The 22,899-nt window shown below is 49.5% G+C and carries 17 protein-coding genes; 12 read left to right on the top strand and 5 right to left on the bottom strand.

Going from position 1 to position 22,899, the window contains the following annotated elements:
- The first annotated feature begins 1 nt into the window (after position 1).
- The 8 genes from COW20_07595 to COW20_07560 all read left to right on the top strand — a co-directional run bounded on the left by COW20_07595 (position 2) and on the right by COW20_07560 (position 10,086).
- Complete coding sequence (locus COW20_07595; GenBank protein PIW48977.1) at positions 2 to 928, top strand: hypothetical protein; 927 nt, start codon at positions 2 to 4, stop codon at positions 926 to 928.
- 10 nt (positions 929 to 938) lie between these two features.
- Complete coding sequence (locus COW20_07590; protein ID PIW48976.1) at positions 939 to 2,132, top strand: hypothetical protein; 1,194 nt, start codon at positions 939 to 941, stop codon at positions 2,130 to 2,132.
- 87 nt (positions 2,133 to 2,219) lie between these two features.
- Positions 2,220 to 2,423 carry a hypothetical protein gene (locus COW20_07585; GenBank protein PIW48975.1) on the top strand — a complete coding sequence of 68 codons (204 nt, stop codon included), beginning with the start codon at positions 2,220 to 2,222 and terminating at the stop codon, positions 2,421 to 2,423.
- A gap of 65 nt (positions 2,424 to 2,488) precedes the next feature.
- On the top strand, positions 2,489 to 3,835 hold the full coding sequence (locus COW20_07580; GenBank protein PIW48974.1) for a radical SAM protein: 1,347 nt from the start codon (positions 2,489 to 2,491) through the stop codon (positions 3,833 to 3,835).
- Positions 3,836 to 3,865: 30 nt separating this feature from the next.
- Positions 3,866 to 5,710, top strand: a complete 1,845-nt coding sequence (locus tag COW20_07575) for a bifunctional homocysteine S-methyltransferase/methylenetetrahydrofolate reductase (protein ID PIW48973.1) — start codon at positions 3,866 to 3,868, stop codon at positions 5,708 to 5,710.
- Between the two features lie 94 nt (positions 5,711 to 5,804).
- A complete protein-coding gene (locus COW20_07570) occupies positions 5,805 to 7,667 on the top strand; it encodes a hypothetical protein (GenBank protein PIW48972.1) in 1,863 nt (620 codons plus the stop codon).
- Positions 7,664 to 8,707, top strand: a complete 1,044-nt coding sequence (locus COW20_07565) for a hypothetical protein (GenBank protein ID PIW48971.1) — start codon at positions 7,664 to 7,666, stop codon at positions 8,705 to 8,707. Before COW20_07570 ends, COW20_07565 begins: the two co-directional genes overlap by 4 nt.
- A gap of 68 nt (positions 8,708 to 8,775) precedes the next feature.
- Positions 8,776 to 10,086: a hypothetical protein gene (locus tag COW20_07560; GenBank protein PIW48970.1), complete on the top strand. Its 1,311-nt coding sequence runs from the start codon at positions 8,776 to 8,778 to the stop codon at positions 10,084 to 10,086.
- On the opposite strand, the gene COW20_07555 is transcribed toward COW20_07560, so the two are convergent.
- The 4 genes from COW20_07555 to COW20_07540 are packed head-to-tail and all read right to left on the bottom strand — an operon-like array spanning position 10,083 to position 14,972.
- Positions 10,083 to 12,218 (bottom strand): hypothetical protein, encoded by a 2,136-nt coding sequence (locus COW20_07555; protein PIW48969.1) that lies wholly within the window; start codon positions 12,216 to 12,218, stop codon positions 10,083 to 10,085. The genes COW20_07560 and COW20_07555 overlap by 4 nt on opposite strands.
- A gap of 19 nt (positions 12,219 to 12,237) precedes the next feature.
- On the bottom strand, positions 12,238 to 12,624 hold the full coding sequence (locus COW20_07550; protein PIW48968.1) for a hypothetical protein: 387 nt from the start codon (positions 12,622 to 12,624) through the stop codon (positions 12,238 to 12,240).
- Positions 12,625 to 12,682: 58 nt separating this feature from the next.
- Entirely contained in the window at positions 12,683 to 13,711 is a 1,029-nt protein-coding gene (locus COW20_07545) for a tRNA preQ1(34) S-adenosylmethionine ribosyltransferase-isomerase QueA (GenBank protein PIW49097.1), read from the bottom strand.
- Positions 13,712 to 13,745: 34 nt separating this feature from the next.
- A complete protein-coding gene (locus COW20_07540) occupies positions 13,746 to 14,972 on the bottom strand; it encodes a sporulation protein (GenBank protein PIW48967.1) in 1,227 nt (408 codons plus the stop codon).
- Positions 14,973 to 15,326: 354 nt separating this feature from the next.
- Between COW20_07540 and COW20_07535 the strand changes: the two genes are divergently transcribed.
- The 3 genes from COW20_07535 to COW20_07525 are packed head-to-tail and all read left to right on the top strand — an operon-like array spanning position 15,327 to position 20,267.
- Positions 15,327 to 17,513 carry an ABC transporter ATP-binding protein gene (locus tag COW20_07535; GenBank protein PIW48966.1) on the top strand — a complete coding sequence of 729 codons (2,187 nt, stop codon included), beginning with the start codon at positions 15,327 to 15,329 and terminating at the stop codon, positions 17,511 to 17,513.
- 1 nt (position 17,514) lies between these two features.
- Positions 17,515 to 18,858 (top strand): transporter, encoded by a 1,344-nt coding sequence (locus tag COW20_07530; GenBank protein ID PIW48965.1) that lies wholly within the window; start codon positions 17,515 to 17,517, stop codon positions 18,856 to 18,858.
- The gene (locus COW20_07525; GenBank protein PIW48964.1) at positions 18,855 to 20,267 is read left to right on the top strand and encodes a hypothetical protein; all 1,413 of its coding nucleotides are present in this window, start codon (positions 18,855 to 18,857) and stop codon (positions 20,265 to 20,267) included. Before COW20_07530 ends, COW20_07525 begins: the two co-directional genes overlap by 4 nt.
- Before the next feature lie 9 nt (positions 20,268 to 20,276).
- On the opposite strand, the gene COW20_07520 is transcribed toward COW20_07525, so the two are convergent.
- Positions 20,277 to 20,543 carry a hypothetical protein gene (locus COW20_07520; GenBank protein ID PIW48963.1) on the bottom strand — a complete coding sequence of 89 codons (267 nt, stop codon included), beginning with the start codon at positions 20,541 to 20,543 and terminating at the stop codon, positions 20,277 to 20,279.
- Between the two features lie 112 nt (positions 20,544 to 20,655).
- Here COW20_07520 and COW20_07515 point away from each other — a divergent pair, with 112 nt between their 5' ends.
- Complete coding sequence (locus COW20_07515) at positions 20,656 to 22,827, top strand: ATP-dependent RecD-like DNA helicase (GenBank protein PIW48962.1); 2,172 nt, start codon at positions 20,656 to 20,658, stop codon at positions 22,825 to 22,827.
- Positions 22,828 to 22,899: the final 72 nt, after the last annotated feature.

Below are 22,899 nucleotides of genomic sequence, written 5' to 3'. Positions count from 1 at the left end.
AATGGTTGGTTTTTCATTTCGGCGTGAGCAGCGTTGCTTGGGCTTGTGGTTCAGCCCCGAGGAAGCTTTGCTGGTGGATCGGGAACATGGTTTGATCGCCAGGGAAGCGGCTTGTTTGGTGCGACCTGTGGCCAACAATAAACCCCTGATTTGGGGAAATTCGGCCCTTTTGAGTGGCAAGGGCTCTCCACTCTGGCAGATGGGTTGGCAACCCCAGGAGATCAAATCTTTTCTTCAAAGTTTTATTGCAACGATCATTCCGCTTTCTCGTTGTCAATTGCTTTTGCCGGTTTTGAATTTAGGCGATGCCTATTACAGCGCTTTTTGGCACCTATTGCGGGAGCGTTTGAATCTGGCTTCGCTCAGTCTGTGTTCTCCTTTGAGTTGCCTTGCGCATTTGACAGGGATTCGCTCCACAGACCTGATTTTGTTTATTGAGGAGGGTTTGGCAGAGTGCAGTTTGGGAGCCCCCCTTCATCCTCCTCTGGCAGTGGGGTACGGTCGTTATTTATCGCGTCGTCTGATGCAATATGTATTTCAGCAGTACGGTTTGAAAATTGATTCACTGGCAGCAGGTTCCGCCTGGCAGCGTCTGGGGGGGTTGGCACAGGTTCAGGATCAATTGACCTTGAAGGGTGTGGATCGCGAAGGCAAAATACAGTACCAGATGATCACTGCAGAAGAACTTGCTCCCTTGGCCGAGGCTGCTTTTCAGCCTTTGGTCAATCTCTGCCGCTTACAGCTTGAACAGCAGTTTTCAGAACCCAAACAGAAGGTGACAGAGGTTTTACTTTTTGGGGAACAGGCTGATTTGCCCGGTTTGGCAGCGTATTTGCAGAACCAATTGTGTTTGACGGTCTCGGTGAGAAAGAGCGGGCCAGATATAATGGTGAAAGCTCTGCAGGAGGCTTTGCAAAGCAAAGTCTGAAAGGAATCCCATGTCTTATTTCACGCAGTTTTGCCTGACGGTTTTTGTTTTATTCAGTTTGATTTCTTGTGCGCCACAGCGTCCACCCTATGCTGAAGAATGGCCTGTCTATCAGGCGAATCAAGGCCATCAAGGGTATGTGCCTGCGGGGCCTGAACCCCCATTAAAAGAAAAGTGGACCTTTGAAACCAAAGGACGGATTGTGGAAGCACCTGTTCTTGCCGGAGGGCAGTTGGCGTTGACTTCGCGTGATGGTTGGGTGTATCTGGTCGATCCTGAAACGGGGCAAATGCTTTGGAAAGAGGAGATTGGCCAGGGTGGCTTGGGCAGTAGCCCTGTATTTTATGGAGAGCATCTTTTGGGGGGAACATGGACACCCTACTATTTTGTCTATGCCTGGGAGCGTGCTGGCGGTAAAAGAATTTGGGAAAGACAGACCGGCGAAATTCTGAACCGTGCGCCCTTTGTCTTAGCGGCTCAGGAAACCGTTTATTTTAATGCCGATCCGCCCTTGTCTGCACCTGCTGATGTTTTAAGCGTGATGACAGCCCTTTCTTTGCCTGATTTCAAACCTCTTTGGGAGCGACCTCTCAAGGGGGCTGTCCAAACCATGCCGACCCTTGCGCTGGAACATGATCTGCTTTTTATTGCGCTTTCAGAGCCGCCTTCGCTTCAGGCTCTGGATCGCAAGACCGGGGAGCTGCGTTGGTCCTTTGAGTTGGACAGTAAACCGATGACCACGCCACTTTGGGGAGAGGGACGTGTGTATGTGGGAACAGAAGCGGGTTATCTTTACAGTTTGATTCCCATGACGGGTAAAATTGACTGGCGTTTTCAAATTCCCAATGATCGGATCCGTAAAGATTTGGCGCTGGCAGAGCATCAGCTTCTAATTACGGGTGAGAAATATTTGTATGCCTTTGATACGCGGGAGTTGGCGCTGCAATGGCGTTTTCGCTCTACCCAGGCGTTGACAGCTCCGGTCGCGACTCAAAAACATGTCTATGTGGGCAGTGAAAATAAACTGGTCTATATTCTGGATCGGCTGACGGGCAATGTGCAGGGCTATGCCGTGACCAAGGGGGAGATTTTGGGCAGCCCGATGATTGTAGGGCCTTATTTATTTGTGGGAACTTCAGATGGCAAACTCTACGCCTTTGAGGAAGGGCCGCGCCCAGTCTATGTTCAGCCTCCCCGACGTTGAGCAGACATTCTGAAAGCACAGATTGTCCTGGAGACACTTGACTCAACGGGTATAATAAAAAAAATATCAAAACAGCGGAGTCAAGAAATGGCGATTCGAATCAAGCAACCCAAGCAGGTACTCTTGGGATTGGGATTATTGGTTTTTGTGGCCTGGTTTGCTTCAGAGGCCTGTTCTTCTCTCTATCCCCAGCCGGTGGTGCCCCCAAGGCCTGTTTGCCGGGATCGCAATGGACAAGTGGTTCCTTGCTCAGCGATTCCCTCCCCCTCAATTCGGCTTACCTCTCCTTGATTGAACCACTGTTTGCCGATTAATTTTTTTCCGGTTGATTTTACCCGAAATTGAAAGGCCCTTGCATGGATCGCCCCTATATTTTTCATGAGCTTACCAATGGGATTTGCACCACCTGTTTTCAAAAAGTAGAAGCCAAAGTATTGTTTCAGGGTCAGCAGGTGTTTCTGCAAAAGTTTTGCCCGCAACACGGGGTGCAAAAAGTTTTGATTGGAACAGACGTTGATTATTATCTGCAAACGCGGAATATTCTCAAACCCGGACAGATGCCACAGGCTTTCAATACCCCGATGAGTCGGGGGTGCCCTTATGATTGTGGCTTGTGTCCAGATCATGAGCAACATTCGTGCCTGACCCTGATTGAAATCAGCGATGCCTGCAATTTGACCTGTCCGATTTGTTATGCGGCCTCAGCACCGGGCCGCAAGCACCGTTCTCTGGAGCAGGTGATTGCCATGCTGGATCGGGTGGTGGCCAACGAAGGCCAACCCGATGTGGTTCAGATCAGCGGGGGAGAACCTACCTTGCACCCCGATTTTTTTGAAATTCTGGATCAGGCCAAGGCCCGTCCGATTCGCCATTTGATGGTCAATACCAATGGGGTGAGGATTGCCCGTGATCGTGCTTTCGCTGAGCGTTTGGCAGACTATATGCCAGGCTTTGAACTCTATTTGCAGTTTGATTCTCTACAGGCCGAGCCCCTTCAAGCTTTGCGCGGAGAAGACCTGCGTGAGATTCGGCGCAAGGCTTTGGCGCATTTGAATGAACTGGACATTTCAACCACCCTTGTGGTGACGCTTAAAAAAGGGCTGAATGATCATGAAATGGGTGAAATGATTGATTTTGCCCTCAAACAACCCTGTGTGCGGGGGGTGACTTTTCAGCCGGTTCAAGAAGCCGGAAGGCTGGAAAACTATGACCCTGCCCGTGATCGTCTGACCTTGAGTGAAGTGCGCTCAAAAATTTTGCAGCAGCATACGCTTTTTTCTGCTGAAGATATTTTACCGGTTCCCTGTCACCCGGATTGTATTGCCATGGCCTATGCCTTGAAATTACCGGATCGCGTGATTCCGATGACCCGTTTGGTGGACCCCGAAGCACAGGGCAATACGATTCGCTATGAGGAGTTTTTAAAACTCTTTTCAACAGCCCATTCGCCTGAGGCTGCAGCCCAATTGCTCTGTTGTCTGCCTCAGATTCCTGTGCCTGAAGGCATGGGTTATCAAAACCTGTTTCGCATCATCATCATGCGCTTTATGGATGCCTGGGATTTGGATATCCGCAGTGTCAAAAAGAGCTGTGTGCATATGGTCACGCCTGATGCGAGGCGCATCATTCCCTTTGATACCTATAATCTTTTTTATCGGGAAGGCTTGAGTTTGCCGCCTCTGTTACAATACACCCAGACTTGATGCGGTGTATCAGTAAGGAGATTTATATTCATGCCAGTTCCTTTTCGTGAGCTTTTGGCCAGTGGCCGTCTGATCCTCTTTGATGGGGGGTTGGGAACGATGCTGTACAGCAAAGGAATTTTTCTGAACACCAGCTTTGACCTGGTCAATTTACAGAACCCAGGCTTGGTTCAAGAGGTGCATGAATTGTATCTGGCAGCTGGCTCTGAGGTGATTGAAACCAATACCTTTGGTGCCAACCCCTATAAACTCAAAGCCCATGGTCTGGTGGATCAGGTGCATGCGATTAACTTGGCTGGTGCGCGCATTGCCCGTAAAGCGGCAGGCGAACTGGCCTATGTTGCTGGTTCGATCGGCCCTTTGGGGGTGCGGATAGAACCCTTGGGGCCGACGTCTTTTGCTGAAGCTCAAGAAGCCTTTGAAGCCCAGGTTTTGCCTCTTCTAGAGGGCGGGGTAGACCTGTTTGTGGTAGAAACCTTTACCAATCTCGATGAATTGACACAGGCGGTAGCGGCGATTCGCAAGCACAGTGATTTGCCCATTTTGGCTTCTGTCACGGTGGATGATGACGGCAATACAATTTATGGCACACCCCCAGAGCGCTTTACCCCCCGTTTGGATGCCCTCGATGTGGATATTTTGGGCTTGAATTGCAGCGTGGGCCCCAAGCCGATGCTGGAAGCCATTCAAAACATGTCACAGTGGACAGACAAACCTTTGGCGGCTCAACCCAATGCTGGGCATCCCCGGATCTTTCAGGATCGCACGATCTATCTTTGTTCGCCTGAATACATGGCTTCGTATGCCCGTAAGCTGATCAAAGCGGGGGTTCAAGTTTTAGGGGGTTGTTGTGGCACGACGCCAGAACATATCCGTGAAATTGCCCGTTCGGTGAAAGCACTGCAACCCATGCGCGCGCTGATGCAACAGGAGCAAAAACGCACCGTTGCTCCTGATTTGGATATTGTTCCTGTGCCGCTTGCTGAAAAATCACGCCTAGCCGCAGCAATAGCGTCTGGGCGTTTTGTGGTCAGTGTAGAGTTGACCCCTCCCAAGGGCTGTGAGCCTTCGGCCATTCTTGAAAAAGCCCGTGAGCTCTATGCGCATGGGGTAGATGCGATTAATCTGCCTGATGGGCCACGGGCTTCGGCCCGCATGAGCAACCAGATTCTTTCGATCCTGATGCATCAGCAGATCGGTATCGAACCTATTCCTCACTATTGCTGTCGGGATCGCAATTTATTGGGCATGCAGTCTGACTTGCTGGGCTTGTACAGTGCCGGAATTCACAATATTCTCCTGATTACAGGAGATCCACCTAAATTGGGGGATTATCCAGATGCAACCGCTGTTTTTGATGTGGATGCCATTGGTTTGACCAATATTGTGAAGGGGTTGAATCACGGCTATGATTTGGGGCAAAACCCTATCGGCAAGCCCACAGGCTATTTCATTGGCGTGGGTGTTAACCCCTGTGCTGTGGATCTGGAACGTGAGATTCGCCGCTATTTTTACAAGGTGGAAGCGGGGGCTGAATATGCGATTACCCAGCCGGTTTTTGATGTGGAAGCGCTTTTAGAATTTTTGAGCAAAACAGCCTCGCACCGTATCCCTGTTTTAGCGGGAATCTGGCCTTTGGCCAGCTATCGCAATGCCGAGTTTATGAACAACGAGGTGCCGGGTGTGGTGATTCCTGAGGTCATTATGCAGCGCATGTATGAGGCTGAAGAGCGCGGTGAAGGTCGGGAGGAAGGGGTTCGCATTGCACAGGAAATGGTCAGGTTTTTGCGCCCCCATATTCAGGGAATTCAGATCAGCGCACCTTTTGGGCGTTTAGAGCCTGTTTTCGAAGTGATGAAAGCGATAGAAAACTAGGTTTCTCAACCAGATTTTGAAAAATCTGCATTTCAGGGTAAAATCTTGGTTAATGAGCGGATGAAAAAAACGATTCTTTCATTATAATAAAAGTATGCGCTCAAAAAATCTGCCTATCTATGCAAAATTAGGGGTTCCTGCTGCTTTCCGGATCACCTTGCCGGTTCAGGAGGGGCCTTATGCGCCTATTCCTTGGCCTGGAGCCCCCCTGCCCCAAGTGGTTCAGCGTTCTGCCTTTGAAGTTTTAACGGTTGCAGGGCGTCAGGATCAAGTGATCGCGCGCCAAGGTCTGCGTGCCTTTCCACAACGTGTGCCTGTCTGGCGCAGTGGTTTTCGCAATGGCAAGGCACGTCAAGCTTTGTTTAATAAACCCACGGGTCTGGTGGTGGATTCCCAAGGCGTTCTCTATATCGCGGACAGTTTGAACCATTGTATTCGCAAACTTTCTCGTCAGGGAAAAGTCTCCACGCTTGCAGGCAATGGAGAGCGCGGACTGTGCGATGGCAAAGGTTTACAGGCGCGTTTTAACCACCCCACGGGTTTGGCTTTGAATGCCCAGGGAGATCTCTATGTGGTGGACAGTCAAAACGCCTGTTTGCGAAAAGTCAGTCCAGAGGGGGAAACCGAAACCCTGAATATTCCAGGCCGTCCCTTGGGTGGCATTGGCTGCGGGCCGGATGATTTTGTTTATTTTACGACTGAATTGAATTTAAACCATCAGCATTATCTGGCGGTCTGCCGTCTTTCTCTTGCTGGAGACAGTGAAATTTTGGTGGAAGAAGCAGGACAGTTCAGTTGGAAACCCTATCGCAAGGGCGATGAATACAAGCCGTTTAACCCTTGGTTCTGTGAGCGGGAGAATGCTCTCAAGCCTTTTTCTTTGCTGTCGGGTGTTCGCTCGCGTGGAGATGGTTGGCTGGATTTGGCTTTGGACCGTCAAGGCTGCCTCTATTTATTGGAACAGCGTCAATTGATTAAGTTTTCTCCCTCAGGGGAGCTGAGTCTGATCTCCTTGCGATATAAGCCAGAGGAGGCTGCTGCTTTTTCTACTGAAAAACCAGCAGGTTTGGCCTTGGACGATCAAGGGCACCTCTATTGGGTGGACAGTCAGAACCACTGTATTCGGCGTGTTTCTCCTGAAGGTTGGGTTTCGACGGTGGCGGGTTACCGCAATGCTGAAACTCCCTGGAATGAGCAGGATCAGTTTTGCCGACCCCAAGGCATTGCGATTGATGCCTTGGGCAGAATTTTTATAACGGATACAGGCAATTGGCGAGTGTGTCAGCTCATTCCCCCTGAAGCGCAGTGGCATAAACGGCTGAACACTTTGCCTTGGTTTCCTGGCCCACCCTTGCATTGGAAGACCTCTGAACCAAGCTCGGTGCCCAAGTCTTCCTGGAAAGAAGGAGTGATTGCTTTTGTGAGTAAATCAATGCGACGTTCTCATCCTGTGCGCAGGTCTGTTTCAGAACCCGTGGTGCCACAGGCCTTTCCTGCGCGGCATTTGCAGGATGTCTTGGAACAGGGCTCCCGCAGTCAGCAATTGGCGGCTGTAAGAGAAATGCTGAGTTTGATGCATTTGCCGGGCGCACCGGAAGTGAAATTGTGCAAACCCTTGTTCAAGGCGGTCTTAAATCATGAGGAGATCAGTATTCGCGCTCTTCTGATCCGCGATCTCTGTGATATTATCAAAGGGCCTGACGATGCCTTGGCCTGGCTGGACTTATTGGAAACGCACCGCGAAAGCAATCGTCTTTTGCGCAAATACCTGATTGATGTGCTGTGTTACATGGGGCAAACCTACCTGCTCTATGGGCACGTGGTGCCTTTGCTGGTTGATTTTATTCGCGACACCGAACAGGATGTGGTCGAGTATGCCTTTGAGCGTTTGCTGCGTATTCGCAACGCGGGCTATGAAAGCCTGGTCGATCCGCTGGTAGAGGAACTTACACGTTGAATTCAGAGCAGGCTGATGCGTCTTTGGTGCGCTTGCGCGGTTGGGATTTTTTAGCCCGGACCGGAGATAAAAAAAGTATTTTGGCGCTGCTGGATGCGATGGGCGAAAAAGAACCTGAGCAGGCCCGTTATTCACTGGATGCCGTTTTTCGCAATCCTTTGGCCTATCAGGAGTTGATGAATCCTGACAGTTTGGCGCGAATTCGCGTGATTCATCGTTTTTCGGAAAAAGATCCTGAGCAGGCCATTCGCTTTTCTTTGGATTCTCTGGTTCAGGAGGATCCGCAATTGCGTCTTTTGGCTTTGGATGTACTGGATTGTAATATTGCCTATCTTGATCAGGGCATTGAAATTCCGCTTAAGCGTTTGTTGCGAGACAGCAGTGAGCGGGTGCGGGTCAAAGCAGCCCGGCTTTTGGTTTTATTTGCCAATTATGAAGCGATTGATCTCACGGATTCTCCAGCCATTGAGATTCTCGAAACAGCCTTAGACAGCGAAGATCTTTACTGTCGGCAAATGGCCTTTGGCATGCCGGCCAGTATTTTTTACAAGATCAAAAATGTGAAATCCAGCTTGGAACAGCTCAGTGAAGAGTTGGGCCATAAAGATGAACTCTTGCACGGTCTGCGTGAAGAACTGCAGCAATTGCGTACGGCTGTGCGTGCACAGGACAAGCAACGCAGCAGTTATGAAAGTTTGATGGAAAATATTGAACATGCCAATGCTTTGCTGCGTGAGCAAATGGATAAATACAGTGAAGCCCTTCAAGACAAGGAACAGATGCTCTTGCGGGAGCGGCGTGAAAAAAATGAATTATTACAAGGGCTTTTGCGGGAGCGCAAGGCCCGTGCGCAAGAAGTAGAGCACGCGCGTGCTTTATACGAGCAATTGGTACAGGATTTTCAGCAGCGCGAAGACAAATTCAAACACAATGTCTACGATTTTTATTCCAAATTCAGAGATATTTTTAAAGCTATGCTGGAAGAAAAAGAAGAGTTATTGCGCGAATTGTACCGCCAAACAGTGCCCGAAGAGGAATAAATTCAGCGCTGCTCAAGTTATTTTCTGGTAATATCAGAAAATAGTTTTCACTTCAAAAGGTATTCTTGATGCACCGATTTCATCTGCTTGTTTTTGCTCTTGTTTTGAGTGGAGCAGCCTGCCAGCCGGCGTCTGTTCCCACTGCAAATATTTCTTCTCCCTCTCCTTCGCTTGCGCCTGTGCCGACTGCGCTGCCTGCCTCTGCCATTGCGGCGCGAAGTTCTGCGCTTTTGAGCCCGGCTCAAGGCAATTTGATTGCCAATCCCGGCGCTGAAGCCGGAACGGATTCTGAGCCCGCTGATTGGGCCCCTGATTTTTGGGGTGCTTCGAAGGTTTATTTAAGCTGGGAAAGTACGGGGGCTTATTCGGGACAGAAATATCTTTCGGCACGCATTGAAGCCTATTCAGGAGAAGGAGATGGTAAATGGGTGGCTCCAGCCCGGCATTTGCTGGGTGGAAAGTGGTATGAGTACAGTGACTTCTATCGTTCAGATGGACGCAACCGCTTGATTATTGCCTGTAAAGATACCCTGACAGGTGAAAACAGTTACCGAACGGCTTGGCAATCCCATGCCTCTCCTGTTTGGCAGCGCAACAGTTTTCGCTTTTATGTGCCCAGCGGTCAAACCTGTGATCCGACGGTGATGCATGTGCTTGATCGCAATGGTTGGCTACATACGGATCACCATCAATGGGTGGAAGTGTCAGCTCAGCCTTTAAAACGCCCTTTAATCAGCATCAGTTTTGATGATATCTGGGCCACCTCTGCTCAGGAGGGGAAGGCCGAATTGGAAAAACGGGGCATGAAAGGTTCCTATTATGTGGTGCCCCGTTTTGCAGAAAACACAAAAGGGGTTTATGCCGATACCGCAGCGATTAAAAGCCTTTATACCGCAGGTCATGAAATTGGAACCCACTCTTTCAGCCATGTTTTGATGACGTCTTTGAAAGAGAATGATATTATCAATGAATTGCGTTACTCAACCGATTGGTTGCGTAAAAAGGGGATGGAGCCCCAGGGGATAGGCTATCCCTATGGCGATTTCAATGAAAAAGTAGAAACAGAAACCCAACGCTTTTTGAGCTATGCGCGAACCAGTTTGGCAGGTTTGAATGACCGTTCAGCCAATCGCTACCGCTTGCGTATTTTTCCGATTACAAAGAGTACGACGACAGCTGAACTGAAGAGCTGGGTAGATGCGGCCAAGGAAAGCAATTCCTGGTTGATTCTGCTCTTTCACGATCTGAAAGACGGCGAAGGCGATTTTGAGTATACCACTTCGCTTCAGCAGTACAAAGATATTCTCGACTATATTCAGCAGCAAAACCTGGCGGTGGTTAAAGTGGGAGAGGGTCTCCAGGAGATAACCACAGACTAAGGTTGATCAGGAATGCTCTTGAGTGTTTCTGCCAGAAAATGGACTCCCGTTTTTTCCCGTTCCTGTACTGCGGGTGCAGTGCTCCAAGGAGCCCAGCGATAGCGTGCTGTTTCAAGCAGTTCACTGCCCAAAGAGACACTGAGACCAATGCCCTCAGAGGGCGCTGTTTCTCTTACGCCTTTGGTAGCGCGATCATCGTGGGTAACCGTCAGGGTGGTGGGATCGGTAAACTGTAGCAGGGTCCAGGGCAGGCGGATCTCTACACTGTTTCCATTGAGAAAAACCGCATCTTTGGAGCTTTGCGGTTTGCCAGGCAAGCGCAGCTGCAGTTCGCCAATCGGGAAAAAGGTATTGGGGAAGGTCAGGCTGCCATCTGTACTGACGTGTTCCTGACCATTTTTCCAGCGCACAGGCATCCAGGGAGCGCCTTCAGTGGGGCGGGACTGATACATCTGTTGTGGGCCTGAGGAGTTATGCCAGATTCCGACCAAATCATAGGGTTGGGTGACCAGCCAGTGGGCCCGTTCGTTGCCCTGAATACGCAGCGCAAATTCATTGCGGCGCACGGTGCGAACCCCATTGGGCAAGATCACTTCTCCCAAATCATCGCGGTAGGTATCCACCCCAATCACGAGTTCTTCCTGGGGGGTCAGCGGGCTGTTCAGTTCCAGCCGGATATGAAAGAAGGTGGCGTCGGCTGAGGTTTTGACAGACTGGATACGGCCCTTGCCCTCTGCCAAGGCTTGTGTGGGGGGTGTTTCTACATCAAATGCGATCATACCAAAATTTTCTTCAGGGGAGGTCAGGTTATGCCAGAAACGGTAGTGATCCCGCGGCATGGAGCGTTCGTCCACAATCCAGGTGCGTTTCCACCATTCATCGATCCAGGCAAAGACCATGCCACCGGCCAGGCCGTTTTCATGAATATCTTTGCTTAAACGGGCATTGTAGCGCCCCTGGGCTTCTTCATCGTGGCCCCCATGGTGCATGCCACTGGGGCTGTAGTGGGCATTGCCCCAGCTCGAAGGCACACCATATTCTGCGATGACCAAGGGCATTTTAGGGTAATGGGCCTTAAGTGCTTTGAGATAGCCAATATAGTTATTGACGCCCTCACTGTCGCTGTATTTGAGATATTCAGGGCTGTCATTCATGAAGTCGGGATAATAGGGATAGGCGTGATAGCTTGCAAAATAGCCAGCCGGCGCATTGAGCAATTCAATTTTTCCCAAATCAATCTGGGCAATATCTTCTTGGCTATATTGTGAATTTTCAGTGGGGTGTTTCAAGGGATCCAGGGTCGGCCAACTGGAAACACTGATGGGGCGATCCACGTGGTAGGTATTGCGTTCAAACTCCATCAATCTGTCGATCCGTTCCGTCCACCAGACCTCACTTGCGGTTCCTTTGATTTTGACATTTTTACCACTGTAGCTGGTTTTATCTGCATGTTTCTGATCGGTCATGAGAATTTCATCCGGAGACACTTCGCGCCCGATAATCCAACCCATTATCCAACGGGAGATATCAGCGGTATAGGTACCAAAGGCCCGCCCTTGGCGGGTGGCAATGGTGCCTTGGCCATGCACGGCATTGACCACTTCCTGCATGCCTGCATCAAACTGAGAGGTCGTGGCATAGAGATCATGGGCCTGTTCTACTTCATCGAGCCATACCCCGTGAAACAGGTAAATCGGGTGATCGGCATGGGCCGCATTATAACGGGCCAGCTCTTCATAAAAGATCGGAAAATGCAGAGTATATACACGCAGGCTATTGAAGCCCAACTCTCCCATGCGTTTGAACCAGCGTGCAAATTGTTCGCGGGTTGCGGCCAGATCTCCTGCTTGGGTTCCGGGCAGTCCGATGCCTAAATTGATGCCTTTGATATAAAAATTTTCATAACTTTGCCCATTCCAGCGCGCTAAAAACTGACGATCTTTGGCGCTGTAGGGAACAGGATAGAGATCAGGATAAGAAAATTTTTCGCTGGCTGAAGTGGAGGTGCTTCTGGAAGGAGTTTGGTTTTTAGGGGGGCCGCCAATGCCCACGAGAAGATTGTCAACAGCCTGACAGGCACTTAAGCTGCCGATGAGCAAGGCTGTGATGAGTAACTTCTGGGAAATAGGCATAGAATCATCTCTCTGTAAATTAATAATTATCTAAAAAGGTTTCAAAATAGCCAAAGCGCCAGCCTTTTTCTTCCTGAATAACCAGTAAAAGGGCATTCGAGGGAGTTGCACGTACCAAAGCCTGTTGATGGGAGACGCCATATTCTTTGTAATTTTGACTTAGCCAATGATCCAATTGTAAATGCTGGGTAAATTGGCTCCAATAGCTTTCAGCCCAGCCCTTGCCGGATTCAAAATCGGTTTGCAGGCGTTCTAAACTGCAGGCCCCAGGTTTTAGCGATTTATACAGCGTCTCCACAAACAGACGTTGGCTGTAAGTACTCAGTAATTTCCAAGCTTTATCGTAGTTTTTTTGTCGTAAATTGCGGAAAAAGTCCAAAGGAATGGCTGCCAGGGCTTCTTGCATGGTTAACCTTTGTTGATGAGGATGCCCATATTGTAGCTTATTTCACGGCCCTGCGGTTTTAAAGCAGAAGTGAGGCGTCGCCGAAACTGAAGAAACGGTATTTTTCCTGAATGGCTTCGGCATAGAGTTTCATCATCCGTTCGCGTCCAATCCAGGCTGCGACCAACATCAGTAAACTGGAATGGGGCAAGTGAAAATTGGTGATCAAGCCATCAATGGCCTCAATCGACTGGCCAGGGTAAATAAAAATACGGGTTTCGTCACTGTCGGCCTGAAAGGAACCAAATTTACGCCAGACCGTTTCAAGGGTGCGTAAAGAGGTGGTTCCCACCGCAATAATTCTTTTTCCGGACTGTCGTTGCTGATTCAGGCGCTCTGCTGTTTCTGCGGGCAGGGTATACCATTCCTGGTGCATGGTATGTTCCTGAATATTTTGTGTGCGTACAGGTGAGAAGGTGCCAATGCCGATATGCAGGGTAAGCTCGAGTTTTTCAATGCCTTTTTGAGCCAGACTTTCAAAGAGCTCAGGGGTAAAGTGTAGGCCTGCTGTGGGGGCGGCTACTGAACCATGGGTTTGGCTGAAGACGGTCTGGTAGCGTTCTTTTTCACTTTCTCGCGCGGTAATATAAGGGGGGTAGGGTATTTCGCCATGACGCTCAAGCCAGGCCATAAATTCAGAGGGCTTCAGTCCTGAAAAACGCAGATCCAACTGTCCCCCTGGATGGCTTGCCAAAATTTCAGCTTGGATGCCCTCTGCAAATTCAAAACTGTAGCCCGGTTTGATACGGCGGCTGTGTTTACCGATGGCCTGCCACTCCAAGGCCTCGATTTGGCGGGTGAGTAAAAATTCAAAGCGGGTGCCGGTATGGGCTTTGGTGCCAAAGATGCGTGCCGGGAAAACCCGTGTATTATTGACAACCAGAAGATCGCCTGGCTGCAGAAGTTCAGGCAGATCTGAAAACATCCGGTGCTGGTATTGACCCGTACGGCGTTCATAGACCAAAAGGCGCGAAGCATCGCGCTGATCGGCAGGTGTTTGTGCGATCAGCTCCTCTGGTAAAGGATAGTCATAGGAAGACAGAAGCAGGTCTTCTGCTGTTTCAGTGGCGTGCATTTCCAATTTAAGGGTTATAGGCCATTCTGAATTGGGTTTTGTTCAGGCGTTCGATTTGAACGCCTTGATAATAGTGCTGAAGAATATTGCGGTAAGCGTGCCCATTTAGAGCCAGTTGGCGGGCCCCCCATTGTGACATGCCCATGCCGTGGCCCCAACCGCGACCTGCGAATTGAAAGGAGACAGGGGTTGCATTGGCGTCAGGCTGTTTTTGCAGCTCTCCATTGGCGTTAATTGCACCCACATTAAAAAACGTGCTGTTTAATCCCAGTGCCATGCGCAGTTTTGCGCCATCGACGCTTTTTTGGCCCTGACTGCCTAAAACCCGCATGGTTTTGACTCTGCCGCTGTTGGTGCGTTTGAGGGGGTCTAAGGACAGAATATTGCCGACCCGGATACCCAAATTGCTTAATTTGGCTTTGACTTCGGACTGACTGAGTTCTGTATTCCAGATATGTTTGGGAGATGCTTGATCATAATCCGGCACAGACTTTAGGTAGGCAAAGGGGGCCCAAAGATCTACGCCGCTTTCGGTTTGACCACCTGAACAGGAGTGGAAATAGGCGTGAATGGGTTTTCCGCCATGTTTCATGATTTCACCATCGGTTTGCGCCACTGCTTGGGTACTGAGAGAGCTTTCGGCTTTCACTCCCTGATAGACCTGGCTGGCGGTGGTGGCCACCACGTCATAACCTTTGTTTTTATAGCTTCCCAAACTGCTGATGGCATAGGTGCGTGCCGCTACTGCCTGAGATTTCAGTGCTTCAAGTGGCCAGGAGGAGGGCATTTCAGACGGTACGACACTGTAAAGATAGTGCTCAAGAGGCACTTCGTTGACGACGGTAATGCCTTTGCGCGTTGAAGAGGGCATCAGGGTGAGATTTCCACGATACCAGGCATTATTGAGGGCAACCAGTGCGCCGTCCTGTTGGGTGCTGCCGATTCTCAAGGCTTTGAAGGTTTGGTTATTGCTTTGGATATTGACTTTGATTTGACCTTGATTGAAATCGACTTGCAGAGCTGTATTGGCAGAAAGGTGACCCAGACGTTGCCAACCGATATTGCCCAAGACCTCTACAGGGGTGCTGGTAGAAACACGCAGACTGACTTGTCTTACGCTATCTGCGAGGCCTACGCGAATGGGAATATCTTCTTCTGCCTGTGCTGGAGCACCCAGTGAAAAGATCAGGCCCAAGGCTGTACTTGCTACGAGGCTGTATTGTAAGCGCTTCATTCTTTGCTGTTTATCCTCATTCGACCCGTCAGAATGTGATGTAATTCACAACTTAAACCCTGATCGGGAAAGATTGAATCTACTCTCCTATTATTCTTAAAATTGGTCAGAAGATCAAGTACCTGCGATCATTTCGCAATTTTTAGAAGTTGCAGGATTTGATTCAATCACTTGCTTTTTCAAGTTTTTTAGACCGAAAACAGAGCTCTAAAATAGAAGTCAAGACTTCGTTATTTACTTGTGTCTACCAAGAAAAATTGATTAATATATTAATACTAATTAATTGTTTTGTGAGCGATATTTCTGTTAGCCTGAACATCAGGCTTGATCTGATTTTAGAATGATAAAAAATAAATGGGGCATCACACTATGCAGCGGCAAGATTCAGAATCTTCATTTTCTGCGGATTCATTGCGCGAAGCTTTGCTTTGGCTCTCTGACGCTGGTTTAATGTCTTGTGATTCTGCTCAATTGGATTTGGCATTAAGCGAGGCTTTACATCATCCGGGGATGTCTCGGCAGCCTTTGGAATCTTTGCGGTATGTGGCGGGGGTAACGGGGGGCTGTTTGAATGCGCTTTCCCTGACTTTAAAAGAGCTTCTGATGCATGCAAAACTTCAAAAACCAATGATTTTGCTCTGCAAGCCTGTTTCCGGACAGAATATCTTGATGGCCTTAACGGCTTACCGTGCTTTTCATTATCAGGTGGTTATTTTTTCTGAGCAGGGCACGCTGACCCGTTGGTTGCCTTGGCATCAACTGAAGCATTATTTGGGCCTTCAATTAGCTGAAGAGCGCTTAGACTGTCTCATGCCCCAAGCACAGGTTTTTTGGGGAGAAAAGGAAACTGTCGCGCGCCATCTGTCTCCCAAAGAGCATCTGATACGTCTAATGCGTTTGGAAAGAAGAGATCTGTTTGTTGTTGTCATTTATTCGCTTTTAACGGGCTTGCTCTCTTTGGTCGTGCCTGTTGCCATTCAGGCTCTGGTGAACAATGTGGCGTTTGGGGCTCTTTTGCAACCAATCGTTATTTTGACGCTGCTGGTTTTTGGCGCCCTTTCTTTTTTGGCCTTGCTGCGTACGCTGCGCTTGAATTTGGTTGAAATTATTCAGCGTAGGATTTTTGTAAGGGTAGCAGCGGATCTTTCGGAACGACTGCTGCAGGTAAAATTGCCTTTCTTTGATTCCCGTCACGGCCCGGAATTGGTCAATCGCTTTTTTGATGTTTTAACGGTTCAGAAAAGTACGGCTTTGCTTTTGGTTGATGGGCTTGCGATTATTCTACAAACCCTTACGGGCATGCTTTTACTGGCCTTTTATCATCCTTTTCTCCTGGGCTTTGATTTGATGCTGATGGTATTTATTTGCGTGATTCTTTTTGTCTTGGGCTGGAAAGCTGAACCCACGGCGATTAAAGAGTCAAAAATGAAATATGATGTGGCCGCCTGGCTGGAAGAAATGTCGAGTCACCTCACGCCCTTTCGTTCGCATTCGGGTCACCAATTTGCCAGGCGGCGTACAGATCAATTGCTGCGTCATTATCTGAAGGCCCGTCAGCTGCATTTTCGCGTGGTACAGCGTCAGCATATTGGTGCTTATTTATTACAGGCTTTTGCCAGTGCTTCGCTTCTGGGCTTGGGAGGCTGGCTGGTGATTGAACGACAGCTGAGTATTGGTCAATTGGTGGCTGCTGAATTGGTGGTGGCTACCTTGCTTGATGGATTTGCGAAATTTGGGAAACAATTGGAAAGTTATTATGATTTGCTGGCTGCCCTTGATAAGTTGGGCCATTTATTTGAAATGCCTGTAGAGCAGGTCTCACCCGGTTTATTGGTGCCAAAGGCCCAAGGCATTCAGGTGAGCCTGTCTGAGATTACCTTGAACTCGCCTGCGGGAGGCACGCTTTTGAGTGGTTTGAGCCTTGAGTTGAAAGCGGGAGAAAGAGTGGGGATTCTGGGGGCGAACAGTTGGGCCGCCAAGGCTTTGGCTGATGCGCTCTATGCCAGTAAAATACCGGATCAGGGCAGAATAGAGATGGATGGGCGGGATTTGCGCCAGCTCTTGCCGATAGATTTGCGTTCGCAGGTGGCTTTGGTACGTGGCTTGGATATACTTTCGGGCAGTATTGAGGACAATTTACGACTCGGGCAAATCGACCTGAGTGCTCAGGATTTACAGACCGCCTTAAGGGCGGTTGGGCTTTTCGAGCGTGTTCAGCAGTTAAAAGAGGGTTTGGCGACCCCTCTCAGTTTAAGTGGCTTTCCCTTGGCGCCTGAAGAGTTGCACCGCTTGATGGTGGCGAGAGCTCTACTTTTGCGTCCCCGCCTGCTGATTCTGGATGGGGTTTTGGACCAGTTGGATTGGCGTGAAAAGGGCCCCCTGGCGAAATATCTGTTTGAAGAAACCAGCATGACGGTGTTGGTTTTAACCAATAAACAGGAATTTCTGAGTTTCTGTGATCAAGCCTATGCCTTGAATGCCCAGGGAAAACTTGAATCGTTAAGGTTTCAGCAGGAAATTTCACCACAGGGGGGGAACTGAGATGCTTTCACCTTTTATCTTTGAGCAGGTTCCTGAAGAATTGCCTGTTTTGCACAAGGTTCAATCCCCCCGTTCTCTACAGGTTTTGGCTTGGGTCAGTTTAATTTTATTGTTGTTGTTTTGCTTGAGTCTTGTTTTTACTCCCTGGCAACAAAATTTGAGGGGAACGGGAAGTGTGATCGCCTTTTCGCCTTTGGAACGGGAACAGCCCATTGAAACACCGATTAAAGGGCGGGTTTTGCGTTGGTATGTGCAGGAAGGAACGGTGGTTAAAAAAGGGGATCGCATTGCCGATATTATCGACACAGATCCTCAATATATGGAACGTCTACGCCAAGAGCGTCAGACCCTGTTGAATCAGCAGGAATTAAACCGTACCAAGATTTTGGCCTATGAATTGAGGCTGGAAGATTTGGGGCTTTCACGTTCTGCTTCAGTTGATTCTGCACGGGCCAAATCCGAGGCCATAAAAGCCAAGCAGGAGGCAGCCCAACGTGAATTGGAGGCTGATTTGGCGACTTTGGAAACTGCCCGTTTGAATCAGGAACGGGTCAATGCACTTGAGCAGAAAGGTTTGGCCTCTCAGCGGGACAAAGAATTGACCCAACTGAGTTTTCAGAAATCCCAGGCAGATGTCTTAAAATCACGGGCCAAGCTTCAGGAACTTCAGAGTGATTTGGCTGCGGCACGGGCTGAAATTACCAAAGCAGATGCCGGGGCCAAAGCCTCTTTGAACAGTACCCGAGCGACTTTGCAGGAGGCACGTGCCAGCCTTGAAAAAAACAAAGCTGAATTGATTAAATTGGATGTGCAATTGGCGCGTCAGTCTACCCAGGAAATACGTGCGCCCCGCAATGGGACGGTTTTAAAGTTAAATACCTTTGCTGAAAGTGTCTTTGTGAAAGAAGGAGATGTGCTGGCTTACCTGGTGCCTGATACCCAGCAACGCGCGGTTGAGTTGTATATGAATGGCAACGATGTTCCTTTGATTACGCCCGGCCGGCATGTGCGTCTGCAGTTTGAAGGGTGGCCAGCTTTACAGTTTGCGGGTTGGCCTTCTGTCGCGGTCGGCACTTTTGCTGGGAAAGTGGCTTTTATTGATGCCACTGATAACGGCAAAGGAAAGTTCAGAATCGTGGTCATACCCGAAAAACAGTCTGAATGGCCTCAGGCCCGTTTTTTACGTCAGGGGGTACGTGCCAATGGATGGGTGCTTTTGAACCAAGTGCCTTTGGGGTATGAACTCTGGCGTCAGTTTAATGGGTTTCCACCCAGCGTTTTGGATGAGCCGGGTCAAGAAAAGAAAGTCAGTTCAGAAGTTGTGAAACGCAAGGCCAAAAAATGAAACAAAGCAAATGGTTTTTTTTCATGCTGGTTGCCTGGCTTTTGATGGGGGCAGAGCCCATTTTTGCCCAAAATTTGAGTCTGGAAAGCGTATTGCAATCCTTGGATCAGCATTACCCGCCTTTGCAAGCGGCGCGGCAGAAATTGGAAATGGCAAAGGGCAAACGTTTACAAAAACAAGGGGCCTTTGATACTAAGCTCAAGGCCAAAGGCAGTGCGATTCCTTTGGGCTATTACGAGCAAATCGTGCTCGATAGTCAAGTCGAGCAGGCCTTGCCTCTCTGGGGCTTGAGCCTCTTTGGCGGTTACCGTTTGGGAGCCGGTAATATTGCGCCCTACGATGGAAAAAAACAGACCGATGGGTTGGGCGAGATTCGAACCGGGTTTCGCCTGCCTTTGTTGCGGGATGGGGTGATTGATCAGGTGCGTTTGGAGATTGCGCAGGCTGATTTGGAATTGGAATTGGCACGCTTGGACGTTTTTGAAAAACAATTAAAATTTGTCAAAGAAGCCAGTAAATATTATTGGTCTTGGGTCGCCGCAGCTCATAAAACCCGATTGGCAGAAGATTTGTTGCACCTGGCTGAGAAGCGCAATCAGGATATTCTCAAAAGTATCCAATTGGGGCAATTGCCCCGCATTGCCCAAATAGAAAATCAAACTTCAATTTTTAAGCGCCAGGCCAAGCTGATTGAAACCCGCCAAAAACAGCAAACCATGGCCTGGGAACTGTCTTTGTATTTGCGCAAGCAAACCGCATCGGTTTTTACCGGGGCACAAGCCTTTGCCGATTTTCCGCCGGTTCAGAACCGAGCGGCAGATCAACTTTTGAAGCCGCTTACCCAGGCGCTTGCGCGCCGACCTGAACCTTTGGGCTATCTTGTGCAGCTAGAGCAAAACCGTTTGAGCCGTGTCTGGGCTGAGAATCAAAAGCAACCCCAATTGGATCTGAATTTCGCGATTTCGAAGGATTTAGGCGGAAGTGACAAGACCCGTGATCCTTTGGAGCTTGAGGCTGGTTTGGGGCTGGAATGGCCTGTGCAAAACCGCAAGGCCACAGGGCTTTTGCAGGAGCTGGTTGCCAAACAGAAACAACTTGAATTAGAGTATGGGTTTTGGCATGAAAAGATTGCGGTTGAGTTACAAAGTGTGGTGACTGCGCTTGTAGCAGCCCAGCAGCGGGTGAATCTGGCGCGTCAGCAGGTCCAGGTCGCTCAGGAACTGGAGCTTGCGGAGCAGGAACGCTTTGCTTTGGGAGCCACGACGCTTTTGGTGCTTAATTTACGCGAGCAAAGCCGGGGCGATGCTGTGAATGAGCAGATAGAGGCCCTGGAATCCTGGTTTAAGGCCTGGGCAGAGTATCTGGCTGCCTTGGGGTTGGTGCAGGAAAGTGTTTTGGGCTTGCCCTAAAGCGTTTGCTTACTGTGCGTTGGGTTGATTCAGCATGGATTCAAGCTGTTCGTTCAAACTCAGCAGAACCTGAGCGGTTGCCGCAGAAGTTAGTGCCAGTGCTGTCAGGGTGGCTGCAGCAACAATCGTGGGGGCACCCAAAGGTTTTTTGATAGCGCCGACCATCAGGCCTGTTCCCAGTGTACTGACACCCAAAGAAAGATTGCGGATAATTTTTAAACGCGAAAAAAGCGTTTGCAGGGTTTGCTCTTTTTCGGGTAAAGTTTTGGCTGACATACAAGATCTCCTCAACGAAATAAAACACTGACAGGCCTCATTCTAGCACAAGCTGCTTGGGCTGGATTTCTCAGCGCACCAGATGGGTTAAAATAGGGACATTGGCATTACTATGGAAAAACAAGAAACCCTTGAAGGCATTATTGAGCGCGTCACTTTTCAGGCTGAAGAAACTGGCTATGCTGTTTTTAAACTGAAAGTTCCGCGCAGTCAGGATTTGGCCACTGTGGTAGGCAATATGCCCCCTTTGTATGCTGGAGAATCTGTTCGCCTGTTTGGTATTTGGGGGCTTCACCCCAAGCATGGGGCGCAATTTAAAGCTTTTCAAATTGAAAAACTGATGCCGGCTACCGCTGTTGGGCTTGAAAAGTATTTAGCCTCAGGTTTGATCAAAGGCGTGGGGCCTGTTACGGCAAAACGTCTGGTGAAAGCGTTCGGACTTGAGATTATTGACGTGATTGAAACGGCCCCAGAACGTCTTTTGGAAGTGTCTTTAATTGGGCCGCGTAAGCGCGATATGATTGTGCGCAGTTGGTTTGAACACCGCGAAATTCAGAACGTGATGGTGTTTCTGCAGGAGCACGGGGTTTCAACGACCTATGCCGTGAAAATCTACAAAAAATATGGCAATGAAGCGATTGCGATTGTGCAGGCCAATCCCTACCGTTTGGCGGAAGAAATTTGGGGCATTGGTTTTAAAACTGCGGATAAACTGGCGCAGGAGCTGGGGCATGCGCCAGACAGCCCGTTTCGACTGCGTGCAGGCCTGATTTATGCGCTGCAGCGCGCCACAGATGAGGGGCATCTCTATTTGCCCCGCAGTCAACTTTTTGAAAATACGGCTGAACTTTTGGCGATTGAACCTGGGCTTTTGCCAGAAATTTTGACTGAGTTGGGGCAGGCCGATCAGGTGATTTTAGAAGGTGAGCCCGATAATCCAGCCATTTATCTTGCCTCTCTTTGGCATGCCGAAGCTGGTGTAGCACGTCGCCTCAAGGGGCTTTTGGCCCAGAGTGAACCCCCCGATCCTCAGGTTTTGCTGCAATGGCTGGAAAGCTTTGAAAAGAGGCAGGGCATGGAATTGGCTCCCGAGCAGCGTGAAGCGGTTCGACAGGCGGCCAGCCAGAAGGTATTTATTTTGACAGGGGGGCCGGGAACAGGCAAAACAACCGTCAGTAAGGCGATCATTGGCTGGTTTGAGGCTCAAAATCGCAAATTATTGCTGGCTTCTCCCACAGGGCGGGCAGCCAAGCGTTTGAATGAGGTGACGGGGCGGCCCGCAAAAACGCTTCACCGTTTATTGGAGTTTGATCCTTCCCGCCAGGCCTTTAAACGGGATGAGCATTTTCCGCTGGAGGTTGATGTTCTGCTTCTTGATGAAGTCAGTATGATTGATTTGCCTCTTTTTCATTTTCTGCTCAAGGCCTTGCCAGCAGAAGCCCATTTGATTCTGGTTGGAGACAGCGATCAACTGCCTTCTGTGGGGCCGGGAGCTGTTCTGCAACATTTGCTTCAATCTCAGGTGATTCCCTCCGTTTGTCTGCAGCAGATTTTTCGTCAGGCCCAGGCCAGTTTAATTGTTCGCAACGCGCACCGCGTGAATCAGGGATATTTGCCTGAACTCTTGCCTCCCACAGGTGCGCATCGCTCTGAAGATTGCTTTTTTATTCCTGCAGAAACCCCTGAAGAGGTGCTGGAACAAATCTTGGATTTGGTTGCGCGCCGTTTGCCTGCTGCCGGTTTCAGTGCTGAAGAGATTCAATTGCTCTGTCCGATGAACCGAGGGCTGATCGGGGCGCATCGTTTGAATCAGGAATTACAGGCCATTTTAAACCCTGCAACCCCGCAGAAAAGCGAATTGACCCGCGGGAGCCGCACCTTGCGTTTGGGAGATCGCGTAATTCAACTGCGCAATAATTATGATCGTGAAGTGTTTAATGGCGATATGGGGGAGTTGGTGCATTTTGAACCCGAAGATCAGCTTCTGCGTGTGCGCTTTCCTGAGGGAGTTGTAGAGTATGATTTCTCTGACAGCGATGAACTGGCTTTGGCTTACGCACTTTCGGTGCATAAATCGCAAGGCAGTGAATATCCTGTGGTGATTTTGCCAGTGAGTATGCAGCATTATCTGATGCTGCAGCGCAATCTGATTTATACCGCCATGACGCGGGCCCGGCGTCTTTTGATTCTGGTGGGCCAACGCAAGGCGCTGGCGCTGGCGGTGAAAAACCAGGGCCAGAACAAGCGCTTCAGCCATTTGGCGGATCGCCTGGAGCAAGCTTAAGCGGCTGTTTTCAGGGGAAAAGTCTTTCTGAACCCATAAAAAGAGGGGGCCGAAGCCCCCTTTTTTAAGCTC

The sequence above is a fragment of the bacterium (Candidatus Blackallbacteria) CG13_big_fil_rev_8_21_14_2_50_49_14 genome, from assembly GCA_002783405.1.
Lineage (GTDB): Bacteria > Cyanobacteriota > Sericytochromatia > UBA7694 > UBA7694.
Note: the sequence above shows the minus strand (reverse complement) of the source record. Positions and strands in the feature narration are given on the sequence as shown.